Source organism: Priestia endophytica, from assembly GCF_026790145.1.
Classification (GTDB): domain Bacteria; phylum Bacillota; class Bacilli; order Bacillales; family Bacillaceae_H; genus Bacillus_I; species Bacillus_I endophytica_A.
This window is the reverse complement of sequence record NZ_JALAMS010000018.1, coordinates 410,003-432,696: the sequence shown is the minus strand read 5'-3', so window position 1 is coordinate 432,696 and position 22,694 is coordinate 410,003. Positions and strand designations below refer to the sequence as shown.

General features: G+C 35.0%; 28 protein-coding genes and 1 pseudogene. 7 read left to right on the top strand and 22 right to left on the bottom strand.

Features of this window, described 5'->3' with window-relative positions; genetic code table 11:
- Window positions 1–54: 54 nt before the first annotated feature.
- Both MOC86_RS15920 and MOC86_RS15915 read right to left on the bottom strand, forming a co-directional pair.
- Window positions 55–1,065, bottom strand: coding sequence for a fatty acid desaturase family protein (locus MOC86_RS15920; protein ID WP_268585035.1), 1,011 nt, complete (start codon window positions 1,063–1,065; stop codon window positions 55–57).
- 67 nt (window positions 1,066–1,132) lie between these two features.
- Complete coding sequence (locus MOC86_RS15915) at window positions 1,133–2,191, bottom strand: serine hydrolase domain-containing protein (protein ID WP_268585088.1); 1,059 nt, start codon at window positions 2,189–2,191, stop codon at window positions 1,133–1,135.
- A 201-nt stretch (window positions 2,192–2,392) separates the two neighbouring features.
- Between MOC86_RS15915 and MOC86_RS15910 the strand changes: the two genes are divergently transcribed.
- A complete protein-coding gene (locus tag MOC86_RS15910; protein ID WP_268585034.1) occupies window positions 2,393–3,097 on the top strand; it encodes a 4'-phosphopantetheinyl transferase family protein in 705 nt (234 codons plus the stop codon).
- 403 nt (window positions 3,098–3,500) lie between these two features.
- A complete protein-coding gene (locus MOC86_RS15905) occupies window positions 3,501–4,154 on the top strand; it encodes a hypothetical protein (RefSeq protein WP_268585033.1) in 654 nt (217 codons plus the stop codon).
- Window positions 4,155–4,281: 127 nt separating this feature from the next.
- Here the strand turns inward: MOC86_RS15905 and MOC86_RS15900 are convergent, their stop codons facing one another.
- The 11 genes and pseudogenes from MOC86_RS15900 to MOC86_RS15850 form a co-directional block, all read right to left on the bottom strand.
- The gene (locus MOC86_RS15900; protein ID WP_268585032.1) at window positions 4,282–5,106 is read right to left on the bottom strand and encodes a DUF2262 domain-containing protein; all 825 of its coding nucleotides are present in this window, start codon (window positions 5,104–5,106) and stop codon (window positions 4,282–4,284) included.
- An 82-nt stretch (window positions 5,107–5,188) separates the two neighbouring features.
- Window positions 5,189–5,545, bottom strand: a pseudogene (locus MOC86_RS15895) (Imm3 family immunity protein).
- Between the two features lie 17 nt (window positions 5,546–5,562).
- A complete protein-coding gene (locus tag MOC86_RS15890; RefSeq protein WP_268585031.1) occupies window positions 5,563–5,937 on the bottom strand; it encodes an immunity 22 family protein in 375 nt (124 codons plus the stop codon).
- Window positions 5,938–6,060: 123 nt separating this feature from the next.
- The gene (locus MOC86_RS15885) at window positions 6,061–6,378 is read right to left on the bottom strand and encodes a hypothetical protein (RefSeq protein WP_243510052.1); all 318 of its coding nucleotides are present in this window, start codon (window positions 6,376–6,378) and stop codon (window positions 6,061–6,063) included.
- A gap of 138 nt (window positions 6,379–6,516) precedes the next feature.
- Window positions 6,517–6,798 carry a hypothetical protein gene (locus MOC86_RS15880; RefSeq protein WP_268585030.1) on the bottom strand — a complete coding sequence of 94 codons (282 nt, stop codon included), beginning with the start codon at window positions 6,796–6,798 and terminating at the stop codon, window positions 6,517–6,519.
- A gap of 2 nt (window positions 6,799–6,800) precedes the next feature.
- Window positions 6,801–7,262: a hypothetical protein gene (locus MOC86_RS15875; protein ID WP_268585029.1), complete on the bottom strand. Its 462-nt coding sequence runs from the start codon at window positions 7,260–7,262 to the stop codon at window positions 6,801–6,803.
- Window positions 7,263–7,476: 214 nt separating this feature from the next.
- Window positions 7,477–8,205, bottom strand: a complete 729-nt coding sequence (locus MOC86_RS15870; RefSeq protein WP_268585028.1) for a hypothetical protein — start codon at window positions 8,203–8,205, stop codon at window positions 7,477–7,479.
- 185 nt (window positions 8,206–8,390) lie between these two features.
- Window positions 8,391–9,230 carry a 3'(2'),5'-bisphosphate nucleotidase CysQ gene (gene cysQ / locus MOC86_RS15865; RefSeq protein WP_268585027.1) on the bottom strand — a complete coding sequence of 280 codons (840 nt, stop codon included), beginning with the start codon at window positions 9,228–9,230 and terminating at the stop codon, window positions 8,391–8,393.
- Window positions 9,231–9,295: 65 nt separating this feature from the next.
- Window positions 9,296–9,529, bottom strand: coding sequence for a hypothetical protein (locus MOC86_RS15860; RefSeq protein WP_268585026.1), 234 nt, complete (start codon window positions 9,527–9,529; stop codon window positions 9,296–9,298).
- Between the two features lie 102 nt (window positions 9,530–9,631).
- Window positions 9,632–10,834, bottom strand: a complete 1,203-nt coding sequence (locus MOC86_RS15855) for an iron-containing alcohol dehydrogenase (RefSeq protein WP_268585025.1) — start codon at window positions 10,832–10,834, stop codon at window positions 9,632–9,634.
- Between the two features lie 140 nt (window positions 10,835–10,974).
- Complete coding sequence (locus tag MOC86_RS15850; RefSeq protein ID WP_268585087.1) at window positions 10,975–11,457, bottom strand: DUF456 domain-containing protein; 483 nt, start codon at window positions 11,455–11,457, stop codon at window positions 10,975–10,977.
- Between the two features lie 139 nt (window positions 11,458–11,596).
- Here MOC86_RS15850 and MOC86_RS15845 point away from each other — a divergent pair, with 139 nt between their 5' ends.
- Window positions 11,597–12,391 (top strand): nucleotidyltransferase domain-containing protein, encoded by a 795-nt coding sequence (locus MOC86_RS15845; RefSeq protein ID WP_419146644.1) that lies wholly within the window; start codon window positions 11,597–11,599, stop codon window positions 12,389–12,391.
- 52 nt (window positions 12,392–12,443) lie between these two features.
- Here MOC86_RS15845 and catA read toward each other — a convergent pair whose 3' ends face one another.
- Window positions 12,444–13,097, bottom strand: a complete 654-nt coding sequence (gene catA, locus MOC86_RS15840) for a type A chloramphenicol O-acetyltransferase (protein WP_268585024.1) — start codon at window positions 13,095–13,097, stop codon at window positions 12,444–12,446.
- A 215-nt stretch (window positions 13,098–13,312) separates the two neighbouring features.
- The gene (locus MOC86_RS15835) at window positions 13,313–14,743 is read right to left on the bottom strand and encodes a 6-phospho-beta-glucosidase (RefSeq protein ID WP_268585023.1); all 1,431 of its coding nucleotides are present in this window, start codon (window positions 14,741–14,743) and stop codon (window positions 13,313–13,315) included.
- Window positions 14,744–14,967: 224 nt separating this feature from the next.
- Here MOC86_RS15835 and MOC86_RS15830 point away from each other — a divergent pair, with 224 nt between their 5' ends.
- From MOC86_RS15830 to MOC86_RS15820, 3 genes are all read left to right on the top strand, one after another.
- Window positions 14,968–15,846 (top strand): MurR/RpiR family transcriptional regulator, encoded by an 879-nt coding sequence (locus tag MOC86_RS15830; protein WP_268585022.1) that lies wholly within the window; start codon window positions 14,968–14,970, stop codon window positions 15,844–15,846.
- 127 nt (window positions 15,847–15,973) lie between these two features.
- Entirely contained in the window at window positions 15,974–16,246 is a 273-nt protein-coding gene (locus MOC86_RS15825) for an autorepressor SdpR family transcription factor (RefSeq protein ID WP_268585021.1), read from the top strand.
- On the top strand, window positions 16,243–16,878 hold the full coding sequence (locus MOC86_RS15820) for an SdpI family protein (RefSeq protein WP_268585020.1): 636 nt from the start codon (window positions 16,243–16,245) through the stop codon (window positions 16,876–16,878). The genes MOC86_RS15825 and MOC86_RS15820 overlap by 4 nt, the downstream gene beginning before the upstream one ends.
- 66 nt (window positions 16,879–16,944) lie before the next feature.
- On the opposite strand, the gene MOC86_RS15815 is transcribed toward MOC86_RS15820, so the two are convergent.
- From MOC86_RS15815 to MOC86_RS15800, 4 genes are all read right to left on the bottom strand, one after another.
- The gene (locus MOC86_RS15815) at window positions 16,945–17,577 is read right to left on the bottom strand and encodes an esterase/lipase family protein (protein WP_268585019.1); all 633 of its coding nucleotides are present in this window, start codon (window positions 17,575–17,577) and stop codon (window positions 16,945–16,947) included.
- 219 nt (window positions 17,578–17,796) lie between these two features.
- Window positions 17,797–18,285 carry a DedA family protein gene (locus tag MOC86_RS15810; RefSeq protein ID WP_268585018.1) on the bottom strand — a complete coding sequence of 163 codons (489 nt, stop codon included), beginning with the start codon at window positions 18,283–18,285 and terminating at the stop codon, window positions 17,797–17,799.
- A complete protein-coding gene (pssA, locus tag MOC86_RS15805) occupies window positions 18,276–18,809 on the bottom strand; it encodes a CDP-diacylglycerol--serine O-phosphatidyltransferase (RefSeq protein WP_268585017.1) in 534 nt (177 codons plus the stop codon). The genes MOC86_RS15810 and pssA overlap by 10 nt, the downstream gene beginning before the upstream one ends.
- A gap of 21 nt (window positions 18,810–18,830) precedes the next feature.
- Window positions 18,831–19,307 carry a MarR family winged helix-turn-helix transcriptional regulator gene (locus tag MOC86_RS15800; RefSeq protein ID WP_243510111.1) on the bottom strand — a complete coding sequence of 159 codons (477 nt, stop codon included), beginning with the start codon at window positions 19,305–19,307 and terminating at the stop codon, window positions 18,831–18,833.
- Window positions 19,308–19,920: 613 nt separating this feature from the next.
- Between MOC86_RS15800 and MOC86_RS15795 the strand changes: the two genes are divergently transcribed.
- A complete protein-coding gene (locus MOC86_RS15795) occupies window positions 19,921–20,529 on the top strand; it encodes a CPBP family intramembrane glutamic endopeptidase (RefSeq protein WP_268585016.1) in 609 nt (202 codons plus the stop codon).
- A 57-nt stretch (window positions 20,530–20,586) separates the two neighbouring features.
- Here the strand turns inward: MOC86_RS15795 and MOC86_RS15790 are convergent, their stop codons facing one another.
- The 3 genes from MOC86_RS15790 to MOC86_RS15780 all read right to left on the bottom strand — a co-directional run bounded on the left by MOC86_RS15790 (window position 20,587) and on the right by MOC86_RS15780 (window position 22,620).
- Window positions 20,587–21,510: a dihydrodipicolinate synthase family protein gene (locus MOC86_RS15790; RefSeq protein WP_268585015.1), complete on the bottom strand. Its 924-nt coding sequence runs from the start codon at window positions 21,508–21,510 to the stop codon at window positions 20,587–20,589.
- Window positions 21,511–21,751: 241 nt separating this feature from the next.
- Complete coding sequence (locus tag MOC86_RS15785; RefSeq protein WP_268585014.1) at window positions 21,752–22,294, bottom strand: HD domain-containing protein; 543 nt, start codon at window positions 22,292–22,294, stop codon at window positions 21,752–21,754.
- A gap of 107 nt (window positions 22,295–22,401) precedes the next feature.
- Window positions 22,402–22,620, bottom strand: a complete 219-nt coding sequence (locus MOC86_RS15780) for a hypothetical protein (protein ID WP_061805866.1) — start codon at window positions 22,618–22,620, stop codon at window positions 22,402–22,404.
- Window positions 22,621–22,694: the final 74 nt, after the last annotated feature.

Genomic DNA, 22,694 nt, shown 5'->3' with positions numbered 1-22,694 from the left:
AATTTAATGTTGTTTATGAACAAATATTTCGTGGAATTTTAATGTAATGTAGCACTACTTACCCTTCCTTTTATTCCAAAAAGGGATTCGTCCTTGAATATCATCTATGACTGATGAAAATCCTGGTGCTGAAGCTAAAAAGAAACCTGTGCAATGATGTGCATTTCGATAATCAGCATCCTTCAGAAGTATCAAATGTGCTTTTTTAATATTGTAGTGTGGAACAGCTGGAAACAAGTGGTGTACTAAATGATAGGAGTTTCTATGAGGATGTAATATGAACCGTTCAAACCAATTTCCAAAAGAGTTTCTAGAAGCAAATATCTCTTCATCAGACTCAAGACCGGCATGTTCGGCCATTTCGGCCCAATATTTTAAAATTTGAAAAGTAGTCAGAAACGGTATAACCCAATATAATATGAACTCTTGCCAAAAACCAAAATAGATGGAAGCTACTATAATAATTCCCCAGTATGCAAGACGAATAATTCGGTCTAAATTAGATTCTTCTTTTACATAAGCAGTCACCTTTATCATGCCAATTAAGTAGTTAGGTACATGTACTAGGAATAAAGGTTTTAATATATGCTTAACAAAAAAAGTAATTTTATTTTTAGGCGGTGAGTCTAATCCTACTATATGATACCTTTGTTTGTCAGGATCAATATCACTCCATAAAAATCTGTGATGGTTCATATGGCTTTTACAATAAGCATCATAAGAAATTAGTATTGGAAAAGCTGCAAATAAACTTGCTATCCATTTATTCAAATGTTTATTTCTAAAAAGCATTTTATGACTAGACTCATGCATCATGATATCTAAACCCCGCATCCGACTACCAATGATTACAATACTAACTAGATACATTAGAATATGGGGAATCATATAATTTAAAATAATAGCTAGAGAGATGATAAACCAATCTAATCCTATAGCGAAGAAATTGTACCAATTGTTTTTCTCTTGTAAATCACGAATTCCTCCTATAATCTCTTTTGAAAATGAGTGTTTTTTTATAGGTTTAGGCAATTCTTTTTCCATATCCACAGATATATTGTCCATTTTATATCTCCTTTTTAATTTTAATGATTCAGTGAATACCAAGAAATCTTAAATTCATTACAATATTCTAACTATCAGTATCTATATTATGACTAGAGTTATCATTAAACACCTCATCTACAAGAGAAACTATGGGATAAATACTTTGCTCAATATTGGATAAAATATGTGTTTGAACATTGTTTTTTATATTTACAGAAGAATGCATTCTTACTCCTGGATCAAATCCTAAAATAGCATATTTCAAAATCTCATCTTTTTCTGTCATAATCCAAACACCATATCCATACGAAGTAGAGTCATTGCTTTTAACATGCGGTGTTAATAATGTATTAAGATAATCTGAACTAAGTAATTCTCCTCCCATAAGAGCTTTCCAAAAAAGTGATAAATCTTCAACCGTTGTAAACGCTCCTCCGTCTGGCCCTCCTACAACAGGAACAGAATAAATGTTCGTTCTCCAAGACCCACTCTCTTTATCATCAATGTAACCTAAAGCTGTATTTGGAGGTAACTGATCCATTCGATAATAACCTGAATTTGTCATTCCACAAACTTTAAAAATATGATTCTTTATATACTCTGAAAATGATACACCTGCTAATTTCTCTACTAATAGTCCTAGAACAATAAAACCTGAATTGCTATAAGAGAACTTAGTACCAGGTTCAAATTTCATTTTATGATCTTGGAACATGGGTAAGAAAGCATTAGGAGAAGTAATAGAATACATGGGAATTTCTCGCCATAGTTCCTCAAAATCTTCCATTACTTCCTCATCAAAGTAATCCGGAATACCTGACGTATGCGTTAATAGATGGTGAATTGTGATATCTGGAGAAAAGTTGGGAAACTCGATATCTAAACAGTCTTTCAGATAAGTATCAAATGTCAATTTACCATCCTCAACAAGCCTAGATATAGCAACAGATGTAAAAATTTTACACCCAGAAGCCATAGCAAATATGGTACTAGGGTTAATAGCTAATTTTTCATTTCTGTTAGCATATCCAAAACCTTCTTTTAAAAAGACACCATGTTTATTTTCAATCAAAACTGAACCCGAAAAGGGGAGTTCTTCACTATTTTCCAATATAATTCCTTTAATATAATTTAAGATTTTCATCATTCCTCCCTCTCCTATTATTTTCTTTTAATACAAATTAATGTTAACTTAGTAATAAACAATATGCAATAAAATTCAGAAAAAACTGATATTAAAAAATAGCATCTCATCTTGGAATTTTAATCATTCATAATATATGATAATTAACTTCATTATTCTATATTTAAAATTTATCCTCTATTATAAGAAAGGAAAACATACATGAAAAATGCAAAGCTTATTATCATCCCACTTGGAAATCGTTTAGAAAATACTTTTTTACAACAGAAGTTGAATTCCTTACCAAAATATGAAAGAGACAAAATTAGCGCTTATCACAATTGGGAAGATAGACAACGTTCCTTGTTAGCCCAACTTTATATCCGTAAATATTTTACTGAATTATTAAATACTACTGATTTCTTAATTAAAAGAACAGAAAAGGGGCGTCCTTACTTATCGTCTCCACAACTATTTAACGGAGATTTTAATTTCTCTCATTCCTCTGATAAAATTCTTTGTGGTATCTCAACCCATGGAAAAATCGGAGTAGATATAGAAAAAAAACAGTTAATAGACTTATCAATAACTAAATATTGTTTTACTCAGGAAGAAGTCTTATATTATAAAGATTTAAGATTTGAAGAACGCTTATCTTTTTTCTTTAAAGTTTGGACTTTGAAGGAAGCCTTTGTTAAAACAACTGGGGAGGGTATGAGTACTCAATTTTCTGACTTTGGTTTTGATATGGATAACTGGGAAAAAGGAAAAATCATGTTAAGAAATCAAAGCAAAGTAAGTTCTAATACTTTTCACTTCAAGTCACTCAAATTCCATAATGATTTTTTCATTGGGGTGTGCAGTAACGAGATAGAGAATTTAAACCCTATAGAATTGCAAAAAATAGACCGATTTAAAGTATTTTAAAAATGTATTTTTCATAGAGTTTATAAACCTTTGATATAGAAAACCCTGTTTCTTTTTCTAACACTACTGTAACACGTTATGCCTAATTTATTCCTTACCTCTCTGTACATCTTGTATAAAGATGCCCACTTGAATCCAACAGAGCCGACCATATAAAATAAAAGACAGCACAATTATTAAATATATATAAGCTGGTTTCCTTAATCATATAAAGACCTCTGAATTTTATAGTAACAGATCTCAATATGGTTCCTATTTCAACACAAACTTCAGTTTTTTAATATATTAACTTTTAAACCTTAAACCCCTTTTACCTGTAGGAGAACTTAAAAGGAGAGAAAATGTCTTGGATTAATCTATTATTAGATGGAAAGTTTTTAATACGTTTTCCGTGACGTTATTAGTGTCATGCTTATTATCTTTTCTATATATGATTCGCTCAGTTGAAACAAGTGTTAATGACTACAAATTAGCGCAAGGATTTATATTATGGTTATTCGTTTATGGTCTTTATGTAGGCGCCGTTATTTTAATTTATGCTACTCTTGTTTCTGTTCTTATTGAAGTTTTATGGAATAAATTTAATCTGAACTCATTCACTTATATTATACTGCATGGATTAGTAGGAGCTTTAACAGGTGGAGTGGTTTCCAAAAGTGCATTAGTTGTTCTATGTATTGCTGGCATAGCCATACTGTATGCGCTTATTGACTATTGGCAAATGACTCAAGGGGATGAGAGCCGTTCTATAAAATACATTTTGCTTGTTTCTCTACTTCCTATTGTCTGTTCTGCTATTTACTTTGCAACTATTTCAGAGCCCCTACCTCCATTTACAGCAGAGGATGCAATAGAATCAGCAATAGATGATCATTCTATTACAAGCAAATTCCCTCATAAAATTGGTACAGTAGACTCCAAAGAGAAAGGATACCATATTACAAGAGAAACAAGGGCTAAGAAAATTAAAAGAAATACATACTCGGTTAGATTTATAGAAAAATGGAGCAAAGACGGAGAAAGTGGAAAATTTGGAACTTCTCATGAAACTCATTGACACTTCATGCTATTTCAGGAGAGGAACCACCATATTATAATGAATAATTTTACTTCAGCAAAAAGCAAGTAATAAGAGCATATTTTACTTTTCTCAACCCAGGCTCTTATTACTTGCTTTCTTATCATTACCCTGCAATTTCAGCCCCGCTAAAAACTCCACTAACATTCCCATCCACAATAATACAATGACCACCAAACATATCTCCATCAGAAAAATAGATCGTAAAATCACCATAGGGATCAACAGATATGCTTGTGACCTTTATACAATTTATAAACATTTCTTTTGTAATTTCCTCTACCTCTGCCTCATCGTCTCCTTGCAGCCAGTCATTTGCGAGTTCAACCAACTCTTCAGCAGCATACATTCTAACCTTTCGATCCCATTCATTCTGTTCGTTGAAAAGTGTATGAGCTGTTTCTAAAGCAGACTTCATTATAGGGGAATCTTCATTCCAGTCAAAATAAAGATAACACTCCTCGTCATTCCAAGAGGTGCGCTTTTCGAAAAGTTTAACACCTTTCTCAAGGGTAAACTCTCCTAATATTTCATCATGATAATAAACAGGCTTTTTTGCTTCTTCTAATAGATGTTCCAACTCATTATCCTTATATGCTGGGTCTAAGAGGTCGACAAGCATCATTGCATTTTCCCCCCTGCGAACTTGTAATTTTACAATTGTATAGGCTTCTATCATCTTTCTTGTTTCTTGCCATTCTTTATCATCTGCTAACCACTGAAGCCGTATCTCTTCCTTTTTAGGGGGGTTATCATTATGTAAGGTCTTCCACGCAATTAACTCAATGGATGCTGTCCACATCACATCATTCCCTGCTCTTCCCGCACTAGTTCCTAATGCTCCTGTCACAGCAGCTATTTCAATGACTTCTTCTGAGAATCCACTTTGGAATCTACTAATCTCGCTTGCTTTACTCAATTTAATATACATTCCTTTCTATATAATCAACTTCTACCTTAACTACCCTGTGATGTTCACGTTCCATTATTAACAATCCTTAGTCACTTATGTATTACTCTGCACGGGAATTATAATCAACCTTTACTTCCCTTAATCCTTTTAAGACACGTCTAATTCTTTGAGATAAATCATTAACTTCACCTAACGATAACTCTCCAATAGCTTCTTCTAACGGAAACGAGCTTAGCCGCTTTGTAGTTCCTTCAACTGTTCCGACAAATACTTTTTCGTGTGTCATAACAATCTCGCCAATAGCCGTATCAACAATAACATCTTCTACTTTACCTAAATTATCGAATTCATTCGCTAATCTTGCTGCAGCATATCGATATCCTCTATTTTATTCTAAAAATTCTTCATAAAATTCTTTAATCGTATAGAACAATTCATCATACTCCCAATTTCCCATAAACTTGCCTCCATCGTTTAGTTGTAGTTAGTACATAAAATAAAATCAAACTTCCCTGAGCTATGTACCTCACCGCTATACGCAAAGTGATAAATAAGAATAATAGAGTTATATGTTTTTTTAAGTTCGCTGTATTTCTTAACTTTAGGAATAATGACTTCCTCGTATGATATGCCTTCCAACAGCTTAGAAATATCTTTGCTGCTCTCTCCTAACCATTCCACTTCAAAGAAATCTTCGTCTGTTTCATACTGGTTAATATGAAAACCCCTAAAAAATGGAGAAGGAATAGAATCTCCATCCTCGTTATATTTCAAAGCAACATATTCCTCTAAGTCTCTTTCTCCCTTAAGATTTCCTAGCCATATTGAAATACTTCCTTGTTTCTCCATGAAATACACTCCTGTTTTAAAGAGTTTGTTAGTGTTTTGTTTCATTAATTTTCACCTAGGTGATTTCTGGTTGTTGCTCACATTCTATTAACTTTAAATTCACTTTGAACATCTCTCCAACTTCTATAACAATTCGACTCCAAGTTGCTTAAAAAACTTTATCTTTACTTTCTCCATTCCTTTTATACGAATAATCAAATCTCGCTCTCTTTTGCGTATTTCTGTAACATTGAGGAACTCTCCATCAAAAACCGAATAATCTTTATATGTAATACTAATAGTGCACACTTTTCGATAAACATCTAGCGTAAACACCAATTTAAAATTGTTGTTATCTTCATATACATACAAAAGAATACCAGCACGTATATCATCCCCTACGCTTACTGGTTCATCTTGAAAAAATTCAAGTAATTCATACTCATCATATTGAATAAACATTTCCATTCCCTTTCTAAACTTCTTTCACTTTGTTATTCTTGCTTCTCCTCTCTATTTATAGGAAGAGCGGGTTTAGGATAGGAAGCTTTTTTATCATCTATTAGAGCTATGTATGTTTTAATATCAATTAATACATACTTATCTCCATTTCCACCAAATATCTCTTAAAAAATAAACAGCAGGTAAATCAATCCCACGCTTATTCTCTTTTTCATCAACCACAAACCAATTAGTATCATCCATCCATGCTTCTTCATATTGTTCTGGACGGAACTCATTATCTTCATCAGTTAAGGCTACAAACAAATCTGTAAACTTCACTATGTTTTTGGTAGGATGAAGTCTTCCACTCATCCAAAATCCTTCACCTTCTATATTTGTGATTTCTCCTATGTATTCGTCGATATAATAAAGCTTCATAATTAATACTTAATTCCCTCCGCGTTTTCTCCATATTTGTTAATCTCTGTCCATGCTTCTCTTAACCATAGCATCTGCTCTTTTAACTGTTCCTCACTTATCCTTTCATATTTCCTATCACACTTAAAAACTTCCTGGGCCCAAGCCAGTAGTATCTTCATAAACTCTATCGTTTCTATTGCACAAATAACTTCCTCTTCCCCATCAGGAAATAGGCTCTCGAATAAAGCGAAATTTTCATATGCTCGAATTATACTTGTATTTCCTCCTCCTTTGTACATCTCTTCTTCTCCTGTTAGGACTTTTAAATAAGCAATAAACTTCTCTTCAATATCATTAAAGTTTGCTAAAATATCTGATCCCAATGAAATTTCAATAAGAAAGCTGTTTTCTAAATGACTTTGGGATAAGTCGATAATGATGCGTTCCCTTTTCTCTTTAAATCTATATTTATATTTTGACATAGTAACTCTCCTGTAATTTTAAAAATTGTAATGTTAACGCCCTAATTCAAAATAAAAGAACCAGAGATGAAATGATGTTCTAGTCTCTGGTTCCCTTGTTTATCATCTTTAAATGGAATTATGAAGAGATGCTCGATCACACTTTTCAAACAAAGTTCAAACATCTTTAACTTTTGGTACTTAACCTAAATACTCATTTTCCTAATTTTATAATTTAGACATTCAACATCTTAAGAATTTTATCTCGATGTTTAGTTAAAACAGGACAGAGTTGGATAACCCCTTGTCCCCCTTCAATCTCTTCCACAGGCTCCCCTTTACTGCAGAAATAGCAATGGATTTCATCAGCAGAAAAGTGGTAATGAAATACACCTTCATTGACGGCTACGTACTGAGCACCGTTGAAACTAAATCCAACTTGCCCTTGCTCATTATATTCTAATTGCAAGCCTTGAAGATCGTCTTCACTTTCTTGTAAGACTTCATCTTCTTTCACTTCTTGAATTACATTCATGATAGATTCAGGAGAAAAATCACAGCGATGAGCATAGATGATCGCTTCCTCATCCTCTTCTTCTACTTTTGTCATCAGATGAGCTTCACACGAACAGATTGGACAGGAAGTAGCCTTCTCCTTTTCTTCATCATCAATATACATCAAGCTATAGGATTCCTGAAGAATATATTTATACCCGCTATCTACTATGTATGGAATAACAACTTCTACTGGTTTTAACTTAGGATCAAATTCAGCAGACTGACTCGTCATATATTCACTAGATAAAATCAATTCAAATTGAAGTTGATTCTCTTCGTCCATTCCTAAAAAATCATGTGCGTATTTATCAAATACACTAAAATAGTTTTGTAAATCTAACATTTTATCACCTTTAGTTCCTTTTAAAGTTTCCTTCTCTTCGTTTTTATTTATCTTATGAGCCAAGCGAGGCCTTCAACGGAGAAGAAATAAAAAGCAGGACAGGGATCACTGCTTTTTGTAATTCTATCATAATTGAAGCAACTTTCTTTAGCAATACCACGCTTAGCTGATGATTATAAAGTGTACGCACTAATAAAAAAACAAGGAGAAACCACAAATTTTTATCTGATTTCTCCTTCTATATCTACCTATTTAACAACATTCTCCTTTGTTCTCTCCACAACAAACCAAGGATTAACTAACTCCTCTTTATTATACAAGAGCGGCGTTCCATCTTGTTTTGTAACTCTTCCTCCTGCTTCTTCAACAATTGCATGTCCTGCAGCTGTATCCCATTCCATTGTTGGAGCAAAGCGTGGATAAACGTCTGCTTTTCCTTCTGCAACTAAGCAAAACTTTAAGGAACTTCCGGCAGAAACAATATTTACTTCTTCCGCTTCTTTTTCTAGTTCTTTTACAAATTGTTTTGTATCTTCTGACATATGTGAGCGGCTAGCAACTACATTTAAGCCTTTTCTTTCTTGTGCTAACGGTAACTTTTCTGCTTTTTCTTGGAATGATTCTGCTTCTTTTGCGAGTACTTCTTTACAATTTTCTAGCTTATAAGCCCCAAACCCTTTCTTCGCAAAATAAACCGTATCCCAAACCGGAACGTAAATGACACCAATGAGCGGAACATTTTTATGTACAAGCGCAATATTAACGGTAAACTCTCCGTTTCGTTTAACAAACTCTTTCGTTCCGTCTAGTGGGTCGACTACCCAAAAGTAATCCCACTCTTTTCGCTCATGATAAGGAAGATGTGTACCTTCTTCACTTAGGAGTGGAATTGTTGGATGCTCTTTTTGAAGAGAAGCTGCGATCACTTCATGTGATTTTTTATCCGCTAAGGTTAGCGGTGAGTCGTCAGCTTTTGTTTCTAGTGCAATGTCTTCTGAATCGTATACACCTAAAATTTCAGTTCCCGCGTTTGTTGCAATACGGATAAGGTTGAGTAAATTTACTTCATCTTCTTTTTTATGAGGCATTGTATTTGACTCCTTTCATGTAAATCAGTCTATCTTTCTAGTTTACTAAAAATGTGGTTATCTTTTTAGATAAATTTGATAAATAGGAAAATAAATACTAATGTCAGGCCTACTATTCCTATGAACGACATGACTTTAATATAGCGAATAGCAGCGGGTGTTGGCCCAGGATTTTCTTGATACATCCATCTTTTCCCGAATAATAAGCTTTCTTCTGGATCGAAGTAACTCCAAATAAGAACAGCATACAGGGGGATAAAGAGAATAAAGCTCAGAATAACGCCAGCCAATATATCCACCTCCAGCAAAGCTTTAAATAATCATACGGTTAACGTAGTCAACAGTTCCGTACTGGACAAAATAAAAAGCAAGGAAGATGCACTTCCTTGCTTTTTTTATATTCAAGACTTCAACATTTCTTCACTCACCGAAAAGTCATACTCATAGCACGTATAATAAAGCTCCACAATCTCTTCATGCGACGGCACTCTAGGATTATTCCCCGGGCTTCCGCTCGCTAATGCATCCGTCGCCATTTTAGCTACAACTTTTTGGAACTTTTCTTTATCAATGCCCCATTTCTCCATATTCGGAATATTGAGCTCAGAGCAAAGTAATTTGATTTTATAAATCACTAAATCTGCCAGTCTCTCATCCTGAAATGCTTTTGATTCTGGATAAAGAAGGCGCCCAATCACCGCTAGTTTCTCTGTTGCCTCTTCTTTTGTAAATTCCAATAGGGCAGGAAGCAGCATCGCATTTGAGATCCCATGCGGAACATGAAATAGGGCACCAATAGGACGAGACATGCCGTGAACAAGCGTTACAGAGGCATTTGTAAAAGCAAGACCTGCTTTCATTGACGCTGTTGCCATTTTCTCGCGTGCTTCCATGTCTTCTCCATTGTCATAGGCTCTTTTAATATACGTTAAAATATCTTCAATCGCTGAAAGAGCTAAGTTATCAGTCAGCGGCTGTGACCTCTTAGAAAGGTACGCTTCTATCGCATGACAAAGGGCGTCTATGCCTGTTGCAGCTGTAACAGAAGATGGTGTAGATCGTGTTAGGACTGGATCTACAATGGCGACTTTTGGAAGAAAAGCAGGATGTTTAATCATCATTTTAATATCTTCTTGTGTATTTGTAATAACCGTTACGTTTGTAACTTCTGAACCTGTGCCAGCTGTTGTTGGAATCGTGATAAGTGGGAGCGGTTCTTTTGTAAGAGCAGAGGTGCTGTGAAGATAGTCGTTAATTCCTCCCCCGTTTGTGGCAAGAACAGCAACGGCTTTAGCGGCGTCAATGCAACTTCCTCCGCCAATGGCAATTACAACATCGCATTTTTCTTTCACACAAATATCAAGGGCTTCTTTCACATGAGAGTCTGTAGGCTCTGAATTCACATCTAAGTAAGAAGAGTACGTAACGTTTGCCCTTTCTAATAAATCCGTGCATTTTCCGACATGACCGATTTTCTCCATAATCCGGTCACTAATTAAAAGCGCCCTCTTCCCATATGTAGCAACTTCATCTCCGAGCTGCTTTAAAGCGTCTCTTCCATAAAAAACAGACTCTGGCATGCTAAACTTTGAATACGTTTTCATTTTTTATCCTCCTTGCATGTTCTTATTGTAGTAAGGAAGTTTTTACAATCTAAGATGCAAGGTTCTCTATCTCTATTGTAATACAACCCTTCTCCCCTTTTCTAGCACAAATAAAAAGACAACTCTTTACCGAGTTGTCTTCACTGTACTTGAAAGATAAAATACACAATCATAATCGTCTGGAGAGCACCTTTTACAACAATGCTGCTTAAAAATCCGATAAGTGAACCATATCCTACCTTCATTGCGTCTCCTATGCTTTTTCTATGTACGAGAAGTTCTGCAATGACCGCTCCTAAAAACGGTCCAGCAACAATGCCGACAACAGGAATCACAAATGGTCCAACGAGAAGACCAATCGTACTTCCCCATATCCCTGCTTTTGAACCGCCATAGCGCTTAACTCCAACTAAGTTGGAAAAGTAATCGGCAACAAAAAGCAAGATAACGAACATTGCTTGAATAATCCAAAATAGAATCGAAAACTGTTCAAAGCTGAAAAACAGACCATATAAAAGATACCCCGCTATAATAAACAAGACGCTTGGGATAATCGGATAAATTAATCCTACATATGCGACTATAAATACAAGACTAACAACAATCCAGCCTAAAATATCGATAAAAACCACTCCTACTGCAAAATGTCATGTGATATTTAATCATACCCTAGTATAGCAGAAATAAGCAATTCCTTTTAGCGAAAACTTCTTCGCTTGGTATATAATGGAGGTAGTTTAAGGATAGAATGGAGCTTAAAAAATGACAGTGGAAACAACCATTATCGAAACACTTAAGGAAATTGAAAAGAATTACAATGTAAAAGTGCTCTATGCTTGTGAATCTGGCAGCAGAGCGTGGGGGTTTCCTTCTAAAGATAGCGACTTTGACGTCAGGTTTATTTATGTTCATCCCCCCCATGATTATTTAGTGATTGATCCAATGGGCGTTGGCAAAAGACGAGACGTGATAGAGCTTCCTATTAATGATAAATTAGACGTTGTCGGCTGGGAGCTTACAAAAGCGCTCAAGCTATTTCGAAAAGGAAATCCCCCTCTTCTAGAATGGATAAATTCAGGGATTGTCTATTATGAGAAGTTTTCAACGATGAAGCAAATTCGTGAGCTAGTAGACGAGATTTTCCTTCCAACGTCAGCGATCTATCATTATTTAAATATGGCAAGAAAGAATTTTAAGGAGTTTCTACAAGGAGATACAGTAAAAATCAAAAAATACTTTTACGTCCTTCGCCCCATTCTTGCGTCACGCTGGATTGAACAATTTAACGAGTTTCCTCCGTTAGAATTTCAAGAGTTGTTAGATGGAGTAGTGCCAGATGGTGAAATTAAAGAGGAAATCACCGTTCTTCTTCAGCGGAAGATGGCTGGAGATGAGCTTGATTTAGAGCCTAAAATTCACGTTATTAATGATTTTCTATCTTATGAATTAGAGAGTTTAGAAGCGTATGCGAAAAGCTTGGATTTGAAAGTTGAGGATCCTACACCTAAGCTGAATGCTGTATTTAAAAATACGCTACAGGAAGTGTGGCATTCTTAAGAAAACAAAAAAGCATCCATTAGGTAATGGATGCTTTTTCATCTTGCCTTTTCTAGGCTAACCAATCGAGATAATCATCAATAAGTTGCTGTAAATCATGTAGAAAAAGACTTACATGATAACCATCACATACAGCATGATGAACTCGTATTGAGATAGGCAGTAATGTTTGATTGCCGTTAGAAGCATATTTTCCACATGTAATAATAGGCAGAAGATAATCTTCCCCATTAAATAAGTTTAATTCAAACGATGAAAAGTTCACCCATGGGATTGAAGAGATTGAGAACGTATGGGGTGGGACATTTTCTTTTACCCATAATCCTTTTTGATGACCGAATACGTTCAGATCAGACTCATAACTTTTATAAAAAGTGGAGAAGTCAGAAGAATAATCAGTCCAGAGCGCAGAAAAAGTCCCAGCATCTTTATGGAAAACCGTATAATTTGGGACAACTTCATCCCAATATCCGAGAATTCCTTTTTCATTAAAAGTTGTTCTAAATTCTCTATGCTTGTTGACGATTCGCGTCACCATATAAATAAACGCAGGATAAAATTTAATCTTCTTATCTTTTAATGCCGCTAATAATTCCGTCACATCTAAGTTCGCTGTTAGATTGAAAGAACATTTTGCTCCACTCATATAGTGATGGAAATGCTCTTTTCTATTCCAATTTTCAATATCAATTTGATGAAAGTTCATGACTCTTCCTCCTAAAATATAATTTTTAATTTTAGGAGGCTAATTTCTCTGATTTTTTCATATTTTTCACTCCATCATTTACTTTAGGAACATTCATGAGATCGTTTGTAGAAAGGATCTCATGCGGTTATTATACAAAGACAGAAGGTTTGAAGCAACCTACAAAAAAAGTGGATGAAGCCTAGTGCTTCATCCACTTTTTTTCTACTTCATTCTTATACTTCTTCTCCATTTGTTGCAATTACCTGTTTGTACCAATCAAACGACTTTTTCTTTGAACGTTCTAATGTGCCGTTTCCTTCGTTATCACGATCAACGTAAATGAAGCCATAGCGTTTTTTCATTTCTCCTGTTGTGAAAGAAACTAAGTCAATACATCCCCACGGAGTATAGCCCATTAAGTCAACACCATCAAGCTCAACTGCTTTTTTCATTTCTTTAATATGTGCTCCTAAATAATCAATGCGATAGTCATCATCGCAAGTACCGTCTTCATTCTTCACATCAATGGCACCAAATCCATTTTCAACAATGAATAATGGAAGCTCATATCTTTCATATAGCATATTCAATGAATAGCGTAAACCAACAGGGTCAATCTGCCAACCCCAGTCAGATGCTTTGACATGAGGGTTCTTCACGCTAGCGCTTGATCCTGCTATGTTTGTTGGATCAATTTCATTTACTCCAGTTTTCACAGCGTCTGACATATAATAGCTAAAGCCGATATAGTCTACTGTTCCTTCTGCAAGAATTTCCGCGTCACCAGGCTCCATTTTAATGTTGTAGCCTTTTCTCTCCCACTCTTTTAACGCATAAGCTCCGTAATGGCCGCGGCAATGGACATCAGCAAAGAGCCAGCGGTCATGCATAGATTCGACTTGCAGCATCATATCATCTGGATTACAAGAGTACGGATAAATCGGCACCATTGCCACCATGCATCCTACTTGAAGATCAGGGCTAATGTTGCGAGCTGCTTTCACAGCAAGTGCGCTTGCAACAAGCTCATGGTGAACAGCTTGGTACATCACTTCTTCAGGATTTTCGCCTTCTTCACATTTAACCCCAGAGCATGTCCATAAGAAAATTGGGTTTGATGTGTTCTTTTGGTTGTTGATTTCATTGAACGTCATCCAATACTTTACTTTATCTTTGTAACGTTCCATTACTGTTGTTGCATAATGCACGAAGAAACCGATTACGTCACGGCTGCGCCATCCACCATATTCTTTTGCAAGATGATACGGCATTTCAAAGTGGCTTAATGTGACAACAGGTTCGATCCCATGCTTTAATAGTTCATCAAATAAATCGTCATAAAACTTTAAGCCGTCTTCATTTGGCTCCAGCTCGTCACCTTTAGGGAAAATACGTGACCATGCAATACTAGTACGGAAGCATTTAAAACCCATCTCCGCAAATAGGGCAATATCTTCTTTATAATTCTCGTAAAAGTTGATGCCTTCATGGTTTGGATAATATTTTCCTTCTACAATACCGTCCGTAATTTCACGCGGCACACCGTGCGCACCTGCCGTCATTACATCAGCAACACTTGGTCCTTTTCCGCCTTTATTCCAACCGCCTTCAATTTGGTGAGCAGCAACGGCTCCGCCCCATAAAAAGTTTTCTTTGAATGCCATGTTGTTTTCCTCCCTTTATAAAAACAAAACGAATCCTTTTCTAAGTGATTCCGTTTTTTTAATTGTGAAATGTTATACTTTAATAATAGAACAACGCTACTTTTAATGAAATGGCTTACAGTAACTTTGAAATGCCGTTTTAATTTTAATGAATAATAAGCACATATTTTTGGAATGCCGTTTTGAAAACGATTAACTTTCACATATAGAAGGAATGTTGCACAATGATTATTTCGAATAAACTTGAATCAATGGACTCTTTATCAAAATCAGAAGAAATATTAGCGAAATTTATTCTCCAGGAGAAAGAAAATATTGAAAGTCTCTCAACAAAAGATTTAGCAAAAGCTACCTATACTTCCCCTTCAACAGCTGTTCGCTTGTCTAAAAAATTAGGCTTTAGCGGGTGGAATGAATTAAAAGAAAAATATCTTGAAGAGCTTCACTATTTGAATCAGCACTTTTCTAACATTGATCCAAACTATCCATTTGATACAAATGATACGTTTATAAATGTGGCTGCGAAAATTGGACATCTTGCCTCAGAATCAATTGAAGATACGCTGTCCCTTTTAAAGCATACAGAGCTACAAAAAGCTGTTGAACTTCTTCACAAAGCACAGCATATTAGCATCTACGGGATTAGCAACTCCCTTATTATGGCATATGATTTCAAACATAAAATGCTTCGTATTAACAAGTATGTTGACATTATGAGTGTACCTGAAGAGCAACCATTTGTAGCATCCAATTCGACGCCTCAGCATGCGGCAATCTTAATTTCCTATTCTGGAGAAACAGAAGAAGTTTTAAAAATCGCGAACATTTTAAAAAGAAACCGCACTCCTATTATTTCTCTCACAAGTATTGGAGAAAACAGCTTAAGAAAGCTCTCGGATTGTGCCATGTCCATTTCAACGCGTGAAAAACTTTATTCGAAAATCGCTACATATTCTACAAATAACTCGATTCATCTCCTCTTAGATATTTTATATTCATGCCTTTTTAAAATGGACTATGATCGCAATTTAGAATATAAAACAAACGTTTCAAAAAATGTTGATGAACGCGTATCAAGCAGCACGCTATTAAAAGAAGAATAATGTTTCACTAAAAACCGGTATTCTTTATAGAAGGACACCGGTTTTCGCCTATTGACAAAGAATTCCTTTTAGTTTAGTATTTAAGTAAATACTTAATTAACTAAATACCGAAGAAAGGACTCACCTTATGAACAACGCATTTAAAGCTCTCGCTGATGGGACCCGTCGTAAAATTTTATCTCTCTTAAAAGAAAGAGATATGACAGCTGGAGAAATTGCAGAACAATTTAATATGTCAAAGCCTAGCATTTCTCAGCACTTAAAAATCTTGAAAAATGCCGACCTTGTTTCAGATGAAAAAAAAGGTCAGTATGTTGTGTATTCTTTAAATGCGACTGTTTTCCAAGAACTTGTGAGCTGGGCCCTTGATTTTGTTGAAAAAGGAGATGAAAAGAAATGAAAAAACACGTCTTCCCTCTTATCATTATGTCACTTTCCATCTTATGTTGGGTGATCCTCTACAATAAGCTACCCTCTCAAATTCCGATGCAGTGGGGAGTTGATGGAACTGTAAATTCTTACGCACCTAAGCTACAAGCAGCGTTTACTCACAATGGAATCTTGATGTTCTTGTATGCGGTTTTAGTGCTTTCCCCTAAAATGGATCCTCGGAAACAAAACTATCAAAAGTTTTCACGCTCGTATCGAATTATCACGCTTGCTATTATGTTGGTTTTGTTTCTTCTTAATATTTCCGTTCTTCTTGCAAGCCTTGGATATAACTTAAATGTTACAACAATTACTCCTATCCTTGTTGGTATTTTGTTTATTATTTTAGGAAACTACATGCAAACGGTAAAACCTAACTTTTTTATTGGGATTAGAACTGCTTGGACACTCAGCAATGAGCAAGTATGGAGAAAAACACACAGACTTGGTTCAAAACTGTTTATCCTAGGAGGTCTTTTATTCTTCGTAACTCCGTTTGTTCCAGAACAACTGTTATTTCCTCTGATTATCTCTATTATTCTTGCTGTTGTTCTTATTCCAACTCTCTATTCATATGTTCAGTATCGGAAAATGACAGAATAACACTTTGCCACAACAAAAAACCGCTCTACTAATATAGTAGAAGCAGTTTTTTATTGTGGCATTAGCTTAATTTGTGTTCAAGCCTCCACCATTTAATCCTTCTTTAATATATCCGTTTACTTGACTATTTGCCAATAAACCGATATGAGTGATGCCATAAAGTTGAATGTTTCTTGCTCCTTGTAATCGAGAAAGACTAGGAAGAACAATTCCATCATTTATGCTGTAGATTGAAGTATATAAGATTTTTTGGTTAGGATCTGTACCTGGCAATGCTACTGAAGAAGATAGACCGTTAGCTCCACCTAAAGTAACAACATTCTCAATTTTGTCCCCGCCACCAAGATACTTGATGTAATAAAGCGTATTTGCTCCTCCCATGCTATGAGCTACAATATCAACTTTATCTGATCCTGTTTCTCTTAGAACGCGATCAATGTACGTTGCAAGCTGTGGTCCGTTTGTGGAGTTAGAACCTGCTTTGTTGTAGAAATCAATGGCATAGAACTGACTTCTATCCCATCCTTGCAATCTTAAATAGTTTTCAATACTGAAGAAATTATAAGAAGCTCCTCCAATACCATGTACAAATACAACTGGATTGTGAGCAGACTGGGCTTTAGCACTTGATGGTTGAACACCAATAAAAGATAGAAAGAGTGCAAAAGATAGAACTGCTGCCATAATGACCTTTTTCATGCATAAACCTCCTAAAATTATGTAACAAAGATAATTATATACAATACTCCTAATTTTGTTAATATATTTTTCAAAAAAAGGGCAATATTCCCTATCAAAAATTTAATATTATTAAAGACTTAATGCTAATGATAGAAAAATATTATTAACACCTTCAACCAATCCACAAAAAAAGCGCCCTAAGTTTTTCAACTTAGAACGCTTCACTCCGTAACTATCTTAAAATCGAATAACACCGGCAATTCTTCCAATTGTAATAAAAACAAAGCACCATAAGAAAGCACCAATGGCCACAAATAAGAGATATGTTTTTAAATTCATCCGGGTAATGCCTGAAAAGTAGCATGTCACATGGCGCACACCCGGAATAAAGTAGCCAAGGATAAGCGAATATGGCCCATATTTCTTCATCCATGTTTCCACTTTATCCATTCGTTTTTCTTTTAAACCAACCCACTTTCCATACTTATCAATAAAAGGACGACCTGCTTTTCTTCCAATAAGGTAGCTAATTATCATTCCTAATAGAGCACCTGTAAAACTAATAACAATAGCAAGTTCATAGTTGAGCGTACCAACATGTGTAAAGTACCCAATGAGCGTCATTAATACTTCATCAGGAATGGGTAAACCCACAATTCCGAGCGTAAGCATCAAAAAAACAGCAATATAGCCATAGTGTGTAATAAGATGCTCGACTAGTTCCATCCTTGCATCTCCACGTTTTCAGGGGCTTGGCTCTTGAAATGTGGGAATTTGACTCGACTTACCATAAGATAAGCAAGAATACACGTCCCAATGGCTAGAATCACTGGGTTATGTACAAAACTTAGCACAACAAGACAAATCGCAGCGAATGGAGCAGGCATTCCAATAAATGTTGATAGTTTGCTTTGTTCAGCATTAAAACGGGCAAGACGAAGCATTCCACAAACACTGAAAGCAAGTGCACATAAAAGACCGATAAGCGGCAGCTCATATAATGACACACTGTAGGCAAGCATTGATGGCGCAACGCTAAATGTGACAAGATCAGCTAAAGAATCCAGCTCTTTGCCGATTTCTGAAACAACATTAAGCTTGCGGGCAGCTAGACCATCAAAAAGATCAAAAAACATTCCTGTAAAAATCAGCATAACAGCTGAATGAACGTGGTGAAATAATAAAGAGTGAATAGCTAAAATTCCACAAATAAAATTTCCGATTGTAATCATGTTGGGTATATAAATCAAAGCGTAGTTAAACCTCCAGTACTATTCTCTATGTAATGTACCTTTTTTCTGAGTTGTTTCATTTTCTTCTTTAATAACTTCATTAATTTTTTCCATTGTTCGTGTCATATGTGTTAAATCATCTAAGTTCACTTTTGAATAATAGTTCTTAATAAGCTTTATGTCCAATTCTTGGAGCAAAGAGACATACTTTTCTCCATTTTCTCCTAATGATATAAAAGATTCTCGCTTATTTTGTGGGTTGACCGCTCGTATAATCATTTTATTTTGTTCAAGTTTTGAGAGAACTTGACTTACAGCACTTTTCGTAATACCGAACGAATGAGCAATTTCGTTTGCTGTTACGTTTAAATGCTTAGCTATATAAGCTAAGATGAGATCTTGCTGCATTGTTAAGTCAAACTGATCAATTTTTTTCGTCTCATTAGCAATTAATACTCCAAACTCTTCAAAGGCATCGTTCATTTGTTTAATAATCTTTTGATACTCCGACAACACTTTTTTACGCTCCTTTTATAACGCTATTTTCATTACTTTTTAGCAAAATGCTAGAGAAGTAATTTCTTCCGCAATTAGTTAAGTTAACTTAATCAATTATAAAAGTAGTTCGATTGTAATGTCAAATTTTTCAGGAACGCATATTAGCATACCATATAAAAAGACCTTGTGCTTAGTTTATGGAAATTTATATACATTTCTATACGGTTTTTCATTTTTTGTTGTTCTCTAAATTCAAATGATATTTAAAAAATGAGTTGACAGTAAAGAATATCTCTCTTATAGTTAAGTTAACTTAACTTTTGTTAATTAATTCCTTTATAATGCTCTTAAACTTATCTCAAATATGGCCCCCTAATAAGAGTCGAAGAAGAAGGCGAAGAAGTTTCTCTTTTGAAAGAAGTAATTTATGGAGGGAAATTTGTAGATGCCTAAGAAAAGGTATAGAAACCTAGGCTTTGCAGACTAGCTTTTTCTAGAACAGATTGAACAAAAATCTTGTAATCTATCCTTACTATCTTAAACTTTGGACCCTCTCATCATCCTTTTTCTGTTAGAATATGAAGATATAGGTTTTACTATATATAAAATTCATCAAGAAAGCAGGTCATATATGAGCACAGTACAAAATCATTCAAAGATTGAAAAAGAAGAGCTAAATTTAAAAGACGCTGTTTTTGTTTTTGCCTCTTTTACTTTAATGGGCGTAGCAGCGATCACACTGTTAATTATTTTTGATGTTTTGACGCTAGATCAATTTTTATCATTTCATAACCCCGCTACACTTATGACCATGACGATTACAACAACGATAGGACTTATCTTATTTGGTATTCTTTTAACAATTTTAATTCCTTCTCATTACATTGATAATCAGAATAAGCAATACCAAACATCTTCTATATCAGCACTACTTTCTCTTTTTCTTTTTGGATCATTGTTTGAAGAGCTTTTATTTAGAGGGATTGTTCAAAATTTACTTCTTCTTTATATAGAAGAAAGCTGGGGCGGGATTTTTATTACTTCTCTTCTATTTTTAGCTCTTCATGTTCAATATTTTAAAAAGCCTCTTATGCTTTTTAATATTTTATTACCAAGTCTTGCATTTGGTTGGGTATATGTGAAAACAAGTAATATTTTAGCACCAATCATCGCCCACTTTTTTCTTAATTTTGTCATCACCATTCTCTTTAAGTATCGAATTCTAAAATTAAAATCCTAAACAACAAAGACTCAAAGCTAAAAGCTCTGAGTCTTTGTTGTTACTCTATTAAAAAACTTAAGATAACACAATAGAATCACCAAGAAACGTTGTTAAGAGTGATTTCAACTCTTTTTTCTTCTCTTCGCTAAGCTTGCGGGTTGGAGCTAATACATCTGTTGACACTTCTATCCCTCTTAAACGAATGGCTTCTTTGGCAACATTCATAAAGGGCGAGTCTAATTTATATAAAAGCGGTAAAGGAGCAAGTTGACGATGAAGCTCAATCGCTTTTTCGTAGTCTCCTGTTTGAAAAGCTCTATAAATTCCAACAGATAGTTCTGGAGCAAAACTTGCTGAGAGCGGAATTGAGCCATCTCCTCCTAAAGCTAGCGTATTAAATAAGTGATCATCATACCCTGAGAAAACGACAAAATTAGGTTTCTCTTTTTTCACTTTTAAAATGAGTTCTCTTGTATGCCCTACAGCGTCAACGGTATCTTTAATTCCAACGATATTTGGATGTGCTTGAGCTAGCTTCAACACTAAATCAGGAGATAGATCTGTTCCTGTTAATGAAGGAAAGTTATATAGCATGATGGGGAGATCTACATTTTGCGCAATTTCACTATAATGCTCAAAAAGACCTTCTTCAGTTAAGGGCCAATAATAAGGGTTAATAACAACAATACCGTCAGCTCCCTTTTCTTGTGCATGAACGCTCAAAGAAATCGTCTCCATTGTGCTTGACGTGCCTGTACCAATCAGAACGGGAACACGACCGTTTACATAAGGAATCACAAACTCCGCTACTTCTCTTCTTAGCCCTGCTGACATTTGACTAAATTCCCCTCCAGAACCTAAAAAGAAAAGTCCATCAACATTTGATTCAATTAAGAAATCAATTAGGTTTTTCATTCCTTTTTCATCAATGCGTCCATCTTCATATAAAATAGTTGGAATTGGTGGGATAATCCCTTTGAATATTGGATTTGCCTTCACTGCAACCTCTCCTTTCATCTTTATATAAAACGCTTTCATTTTAGATTTTCTGGATGTTTTTTTATCGTATCACATCCCATGCTTTTTTAGTTATTTATTTGCATTTTGGTTATATTTTGCGAATTAAAATATCCACTACTTCACTCTCTTATGAGTTGTTTGAAGTAGTGGGTATTCAAAATATAATTTAACTCCTCTAAGGTGCATTTTCGTGCTTTTCTTTTCTTGTTGCCTTTTATTTCTAAAAAAAACTCTCTGCTTTTTCTTTAAACTTATAAAAAAATAGAGGCACTTCCTCTTCCTTTAAACCAATAAAAAGATTATGAGCAACGTTCAGATAATACCATTTTTGCTTTTCGTATCCCCGTTTAAAGTGTATCCACACTTCCTCTCCTTGCTCTTTGTAGTCTTTTTGTAGCGAATGTAAATTTGATAATTTATCAGCTGCAATAAGAGCTTTTACAAGTAATGACCCGCTTTTTGCCACGGCAATTGTATGAGCTTTACGCTCTTCCCAGCTTTTAGACTTATCTTCCGTATGAGCCCCAACAAGAGATGCTACTTCTTTTCCAAAAAGAGCCTTAATGTCATCTAATGTGGCCTCTGTATCTTCAACCGTATCGTGAAGAAGACCCGCGATTACAACACTTTCTGGCAAGTTTGCTTCTTCTAATATTTTACTCACCTCGATAGGGTGAACAATATACGGAAGGGAACTTCCTTTTCTTTTTTGTTCTCCATGCATTTTGGTTGCAAATGCTAGCGCTTTTTCTTTTGCATTCATCCCATCACCTCTTGGCGTCCTGTTGTTTTTATCATATGTGATATTGATGGAAAAACCAAACGTTAATACAATAAAAGAAGCGGCTGCTAATGCAGCAACCGCTTCTCTTATTTGTGCTTCTTCTCAGTCGAAGAAGAATCCTTTGTACGGTGCTTTCTTTTTTCGTCTTTCTGATCTAGTTCAACCTCTTCAAGTGGAATATGATCGACGTTTTGTTGGCTTTCAAATTTGTCTAACTCTGTTCGGTCTTTTACTTCGGATTCTTTTGAAGGTTCATTTTTTATCCGTTCTTCTTCTTTATAATCATTATGTCTCGTTTTCGCCATTTTTTCTTCCTCCCTTTTTTGAAGTATTCTATTATATTTTCTTTCGTATTTTCGTAGATAGTTGTACTTTTTCT

What these genes read in the sequence shown, in the direction of transcription:
- MOC86_RS15920 (WP_268585035.1), bottom strand. Translation starts at nt 1,065, where the DNA reads ATGGACAATATATCTGTGGATATGGAAAAAGAATTGCCTAAACCTATA.
- MOC86_RS15915 (WP_268585088.1), bottom strand. Translation starts at nt 2,191, where the DNA reads ATGAAAATCTTAAATTATATTAAAGGAATTATATTGGAAAATAGTGAA.
- MOC86_RS15910 (WP_268585034.1), top strand. Translation starts at nt 2,393, where the DNA reads ATGAAAAATGCAAAGCTTATTATCATCCCACTTGGAAATCGTTTAGAA.
- MOC86_RS15900 (WP_268585032.1), bottom strand. Translation starts at nt 5,106, where the DNA reads ATGTATATTAAATTGAGTAAAGCAAGCGAGATTAGTAGATTCCAAAGT.
- MOC86_RS15890 (WP_268585031.1), bottom strand. Translation starts at nt 5,937, where the DNA reads ATGGAGAAACAAGGAAGTATTTCAATATGGCTAGGAAATCTTAAGGGA.
- MOC86_RS15885 (WP_243510052.1), bottom strand. Translation starts at nt 6,378, where the DNA reads ATGTTTATTCAATATGATGAGTATGAATTACTTGAATTTTTTCAAGAT.
- MOC86_RS15880 (WP_268585030.1), bottom strand. Translation starts at nt 6,798, where the DNA reads ATGAAGCTTTATTATATCGACGAATACATAGGAGAAATCACAAATATA.
- MOC86_RS15875 (WP_268585029.1), bottom strand. Translation starts at nt 7,262, where the DNA reads ATGTCAAAATATAAATATAGATTTAAAGAGAAAAGGGAACGCATCATT.
- cysQ (WP_268585027.1), bottom strand. Translation starts at nt 9,230, where the DNA reads ATGCCTCATAAAAAAGAAGATGAAGTAAATTTACTCAACCTTATCCGT.
- MOC86_RS15855 (WP_268585025.1), bottom strand. Translation starts at nt 10,834, where the DNA reads ATGAAAACGTATTCAAAGTTTAGCATGCCAGAGTCTGTTTTTTATGGA.
- MOC86_RS15845 (WP_419146644.1), top strand. Translation starts at nt 11,597, where the DNA reads ATGACAGTGGAAACAACCATTATCGAAACACTTAAGGAAATTGAAAAG.
- catA (WP_268585024.1), bottom strand. Translation starts at nt 13,097, where the DNA reads ATGAACTTTCATCAAATTGATATTGAAAATTGGAATAGAAAAGAGCAT.
- MOC86_RS15835 (WP_268585023.1), bottom strand. Translation starts at nt 14,743, where the DNA reads ATGGCATTCAAAGAAAACTTTTTATGGGGCGGAGCCGTTGCTGCTCAC.
- MOC86_RS15830 (WP_268585022.1), top strand. Translation starts at nt 14,968, where the DNA reads ATGATTATTTCGAATAAACTTGAATCAATGGACTCTTTATCAAAATCA.
- MOC86_RS15825 (WP_268585021.1), top strand. Translation starts at nt 15,974, where the DNA reads ATGAACAACGCATTTAAAGCTCTCGCTGATGGGACCCGTCGTAAAATT.
- MOC86_RS15820 (WP_268585020.1), top strand. Translation starts at nt 16,243, where the DNA reads ATGAAAAAACACGTCTTCCCTCTTATCATTATGTCACTTTCCATCTTA.
- MOC86_RS15815 (WP_268585019.1), bottom strand. Translation starts at nt 17,577, where the DNA reads ATGAAAAAGGTCATTATGGCAGCAGTTCTATCTTTTGCACTCTTTCTA.
- MOC86_RS15810 (WP_268585018.1), bottom strand. Translation starts at nt 18,285, where the DNA reads ATGGAACTAGTCGAGCATCTTATTACACACTATGGCTATATTGCTGTT.
- MOC86_RS15795 (WP_268585016.1), top strand. Translation starts at nt 19,921, where the DNA reads ATGAGCACAGTACAAAATCATTCAAAGATTGAAAAAGAAGAGCTAAAT.
- MOC86_RS15785 (WP_268585014.1), bottom strand. Translation starts at nt 22,294, where the DNA reads ATGAATGCAAAAGAAAAAGCGCTAGCATTTGCAACCAAAATGCATGGA.
- MOC86_RS15780 (WP_061805866.1), bottom strand. Translation starts at nt 22,620, where the DNA reads ATGGCGAAAACGAGACATAATGATTATAAAGAAGAAGAACGGATAAAA.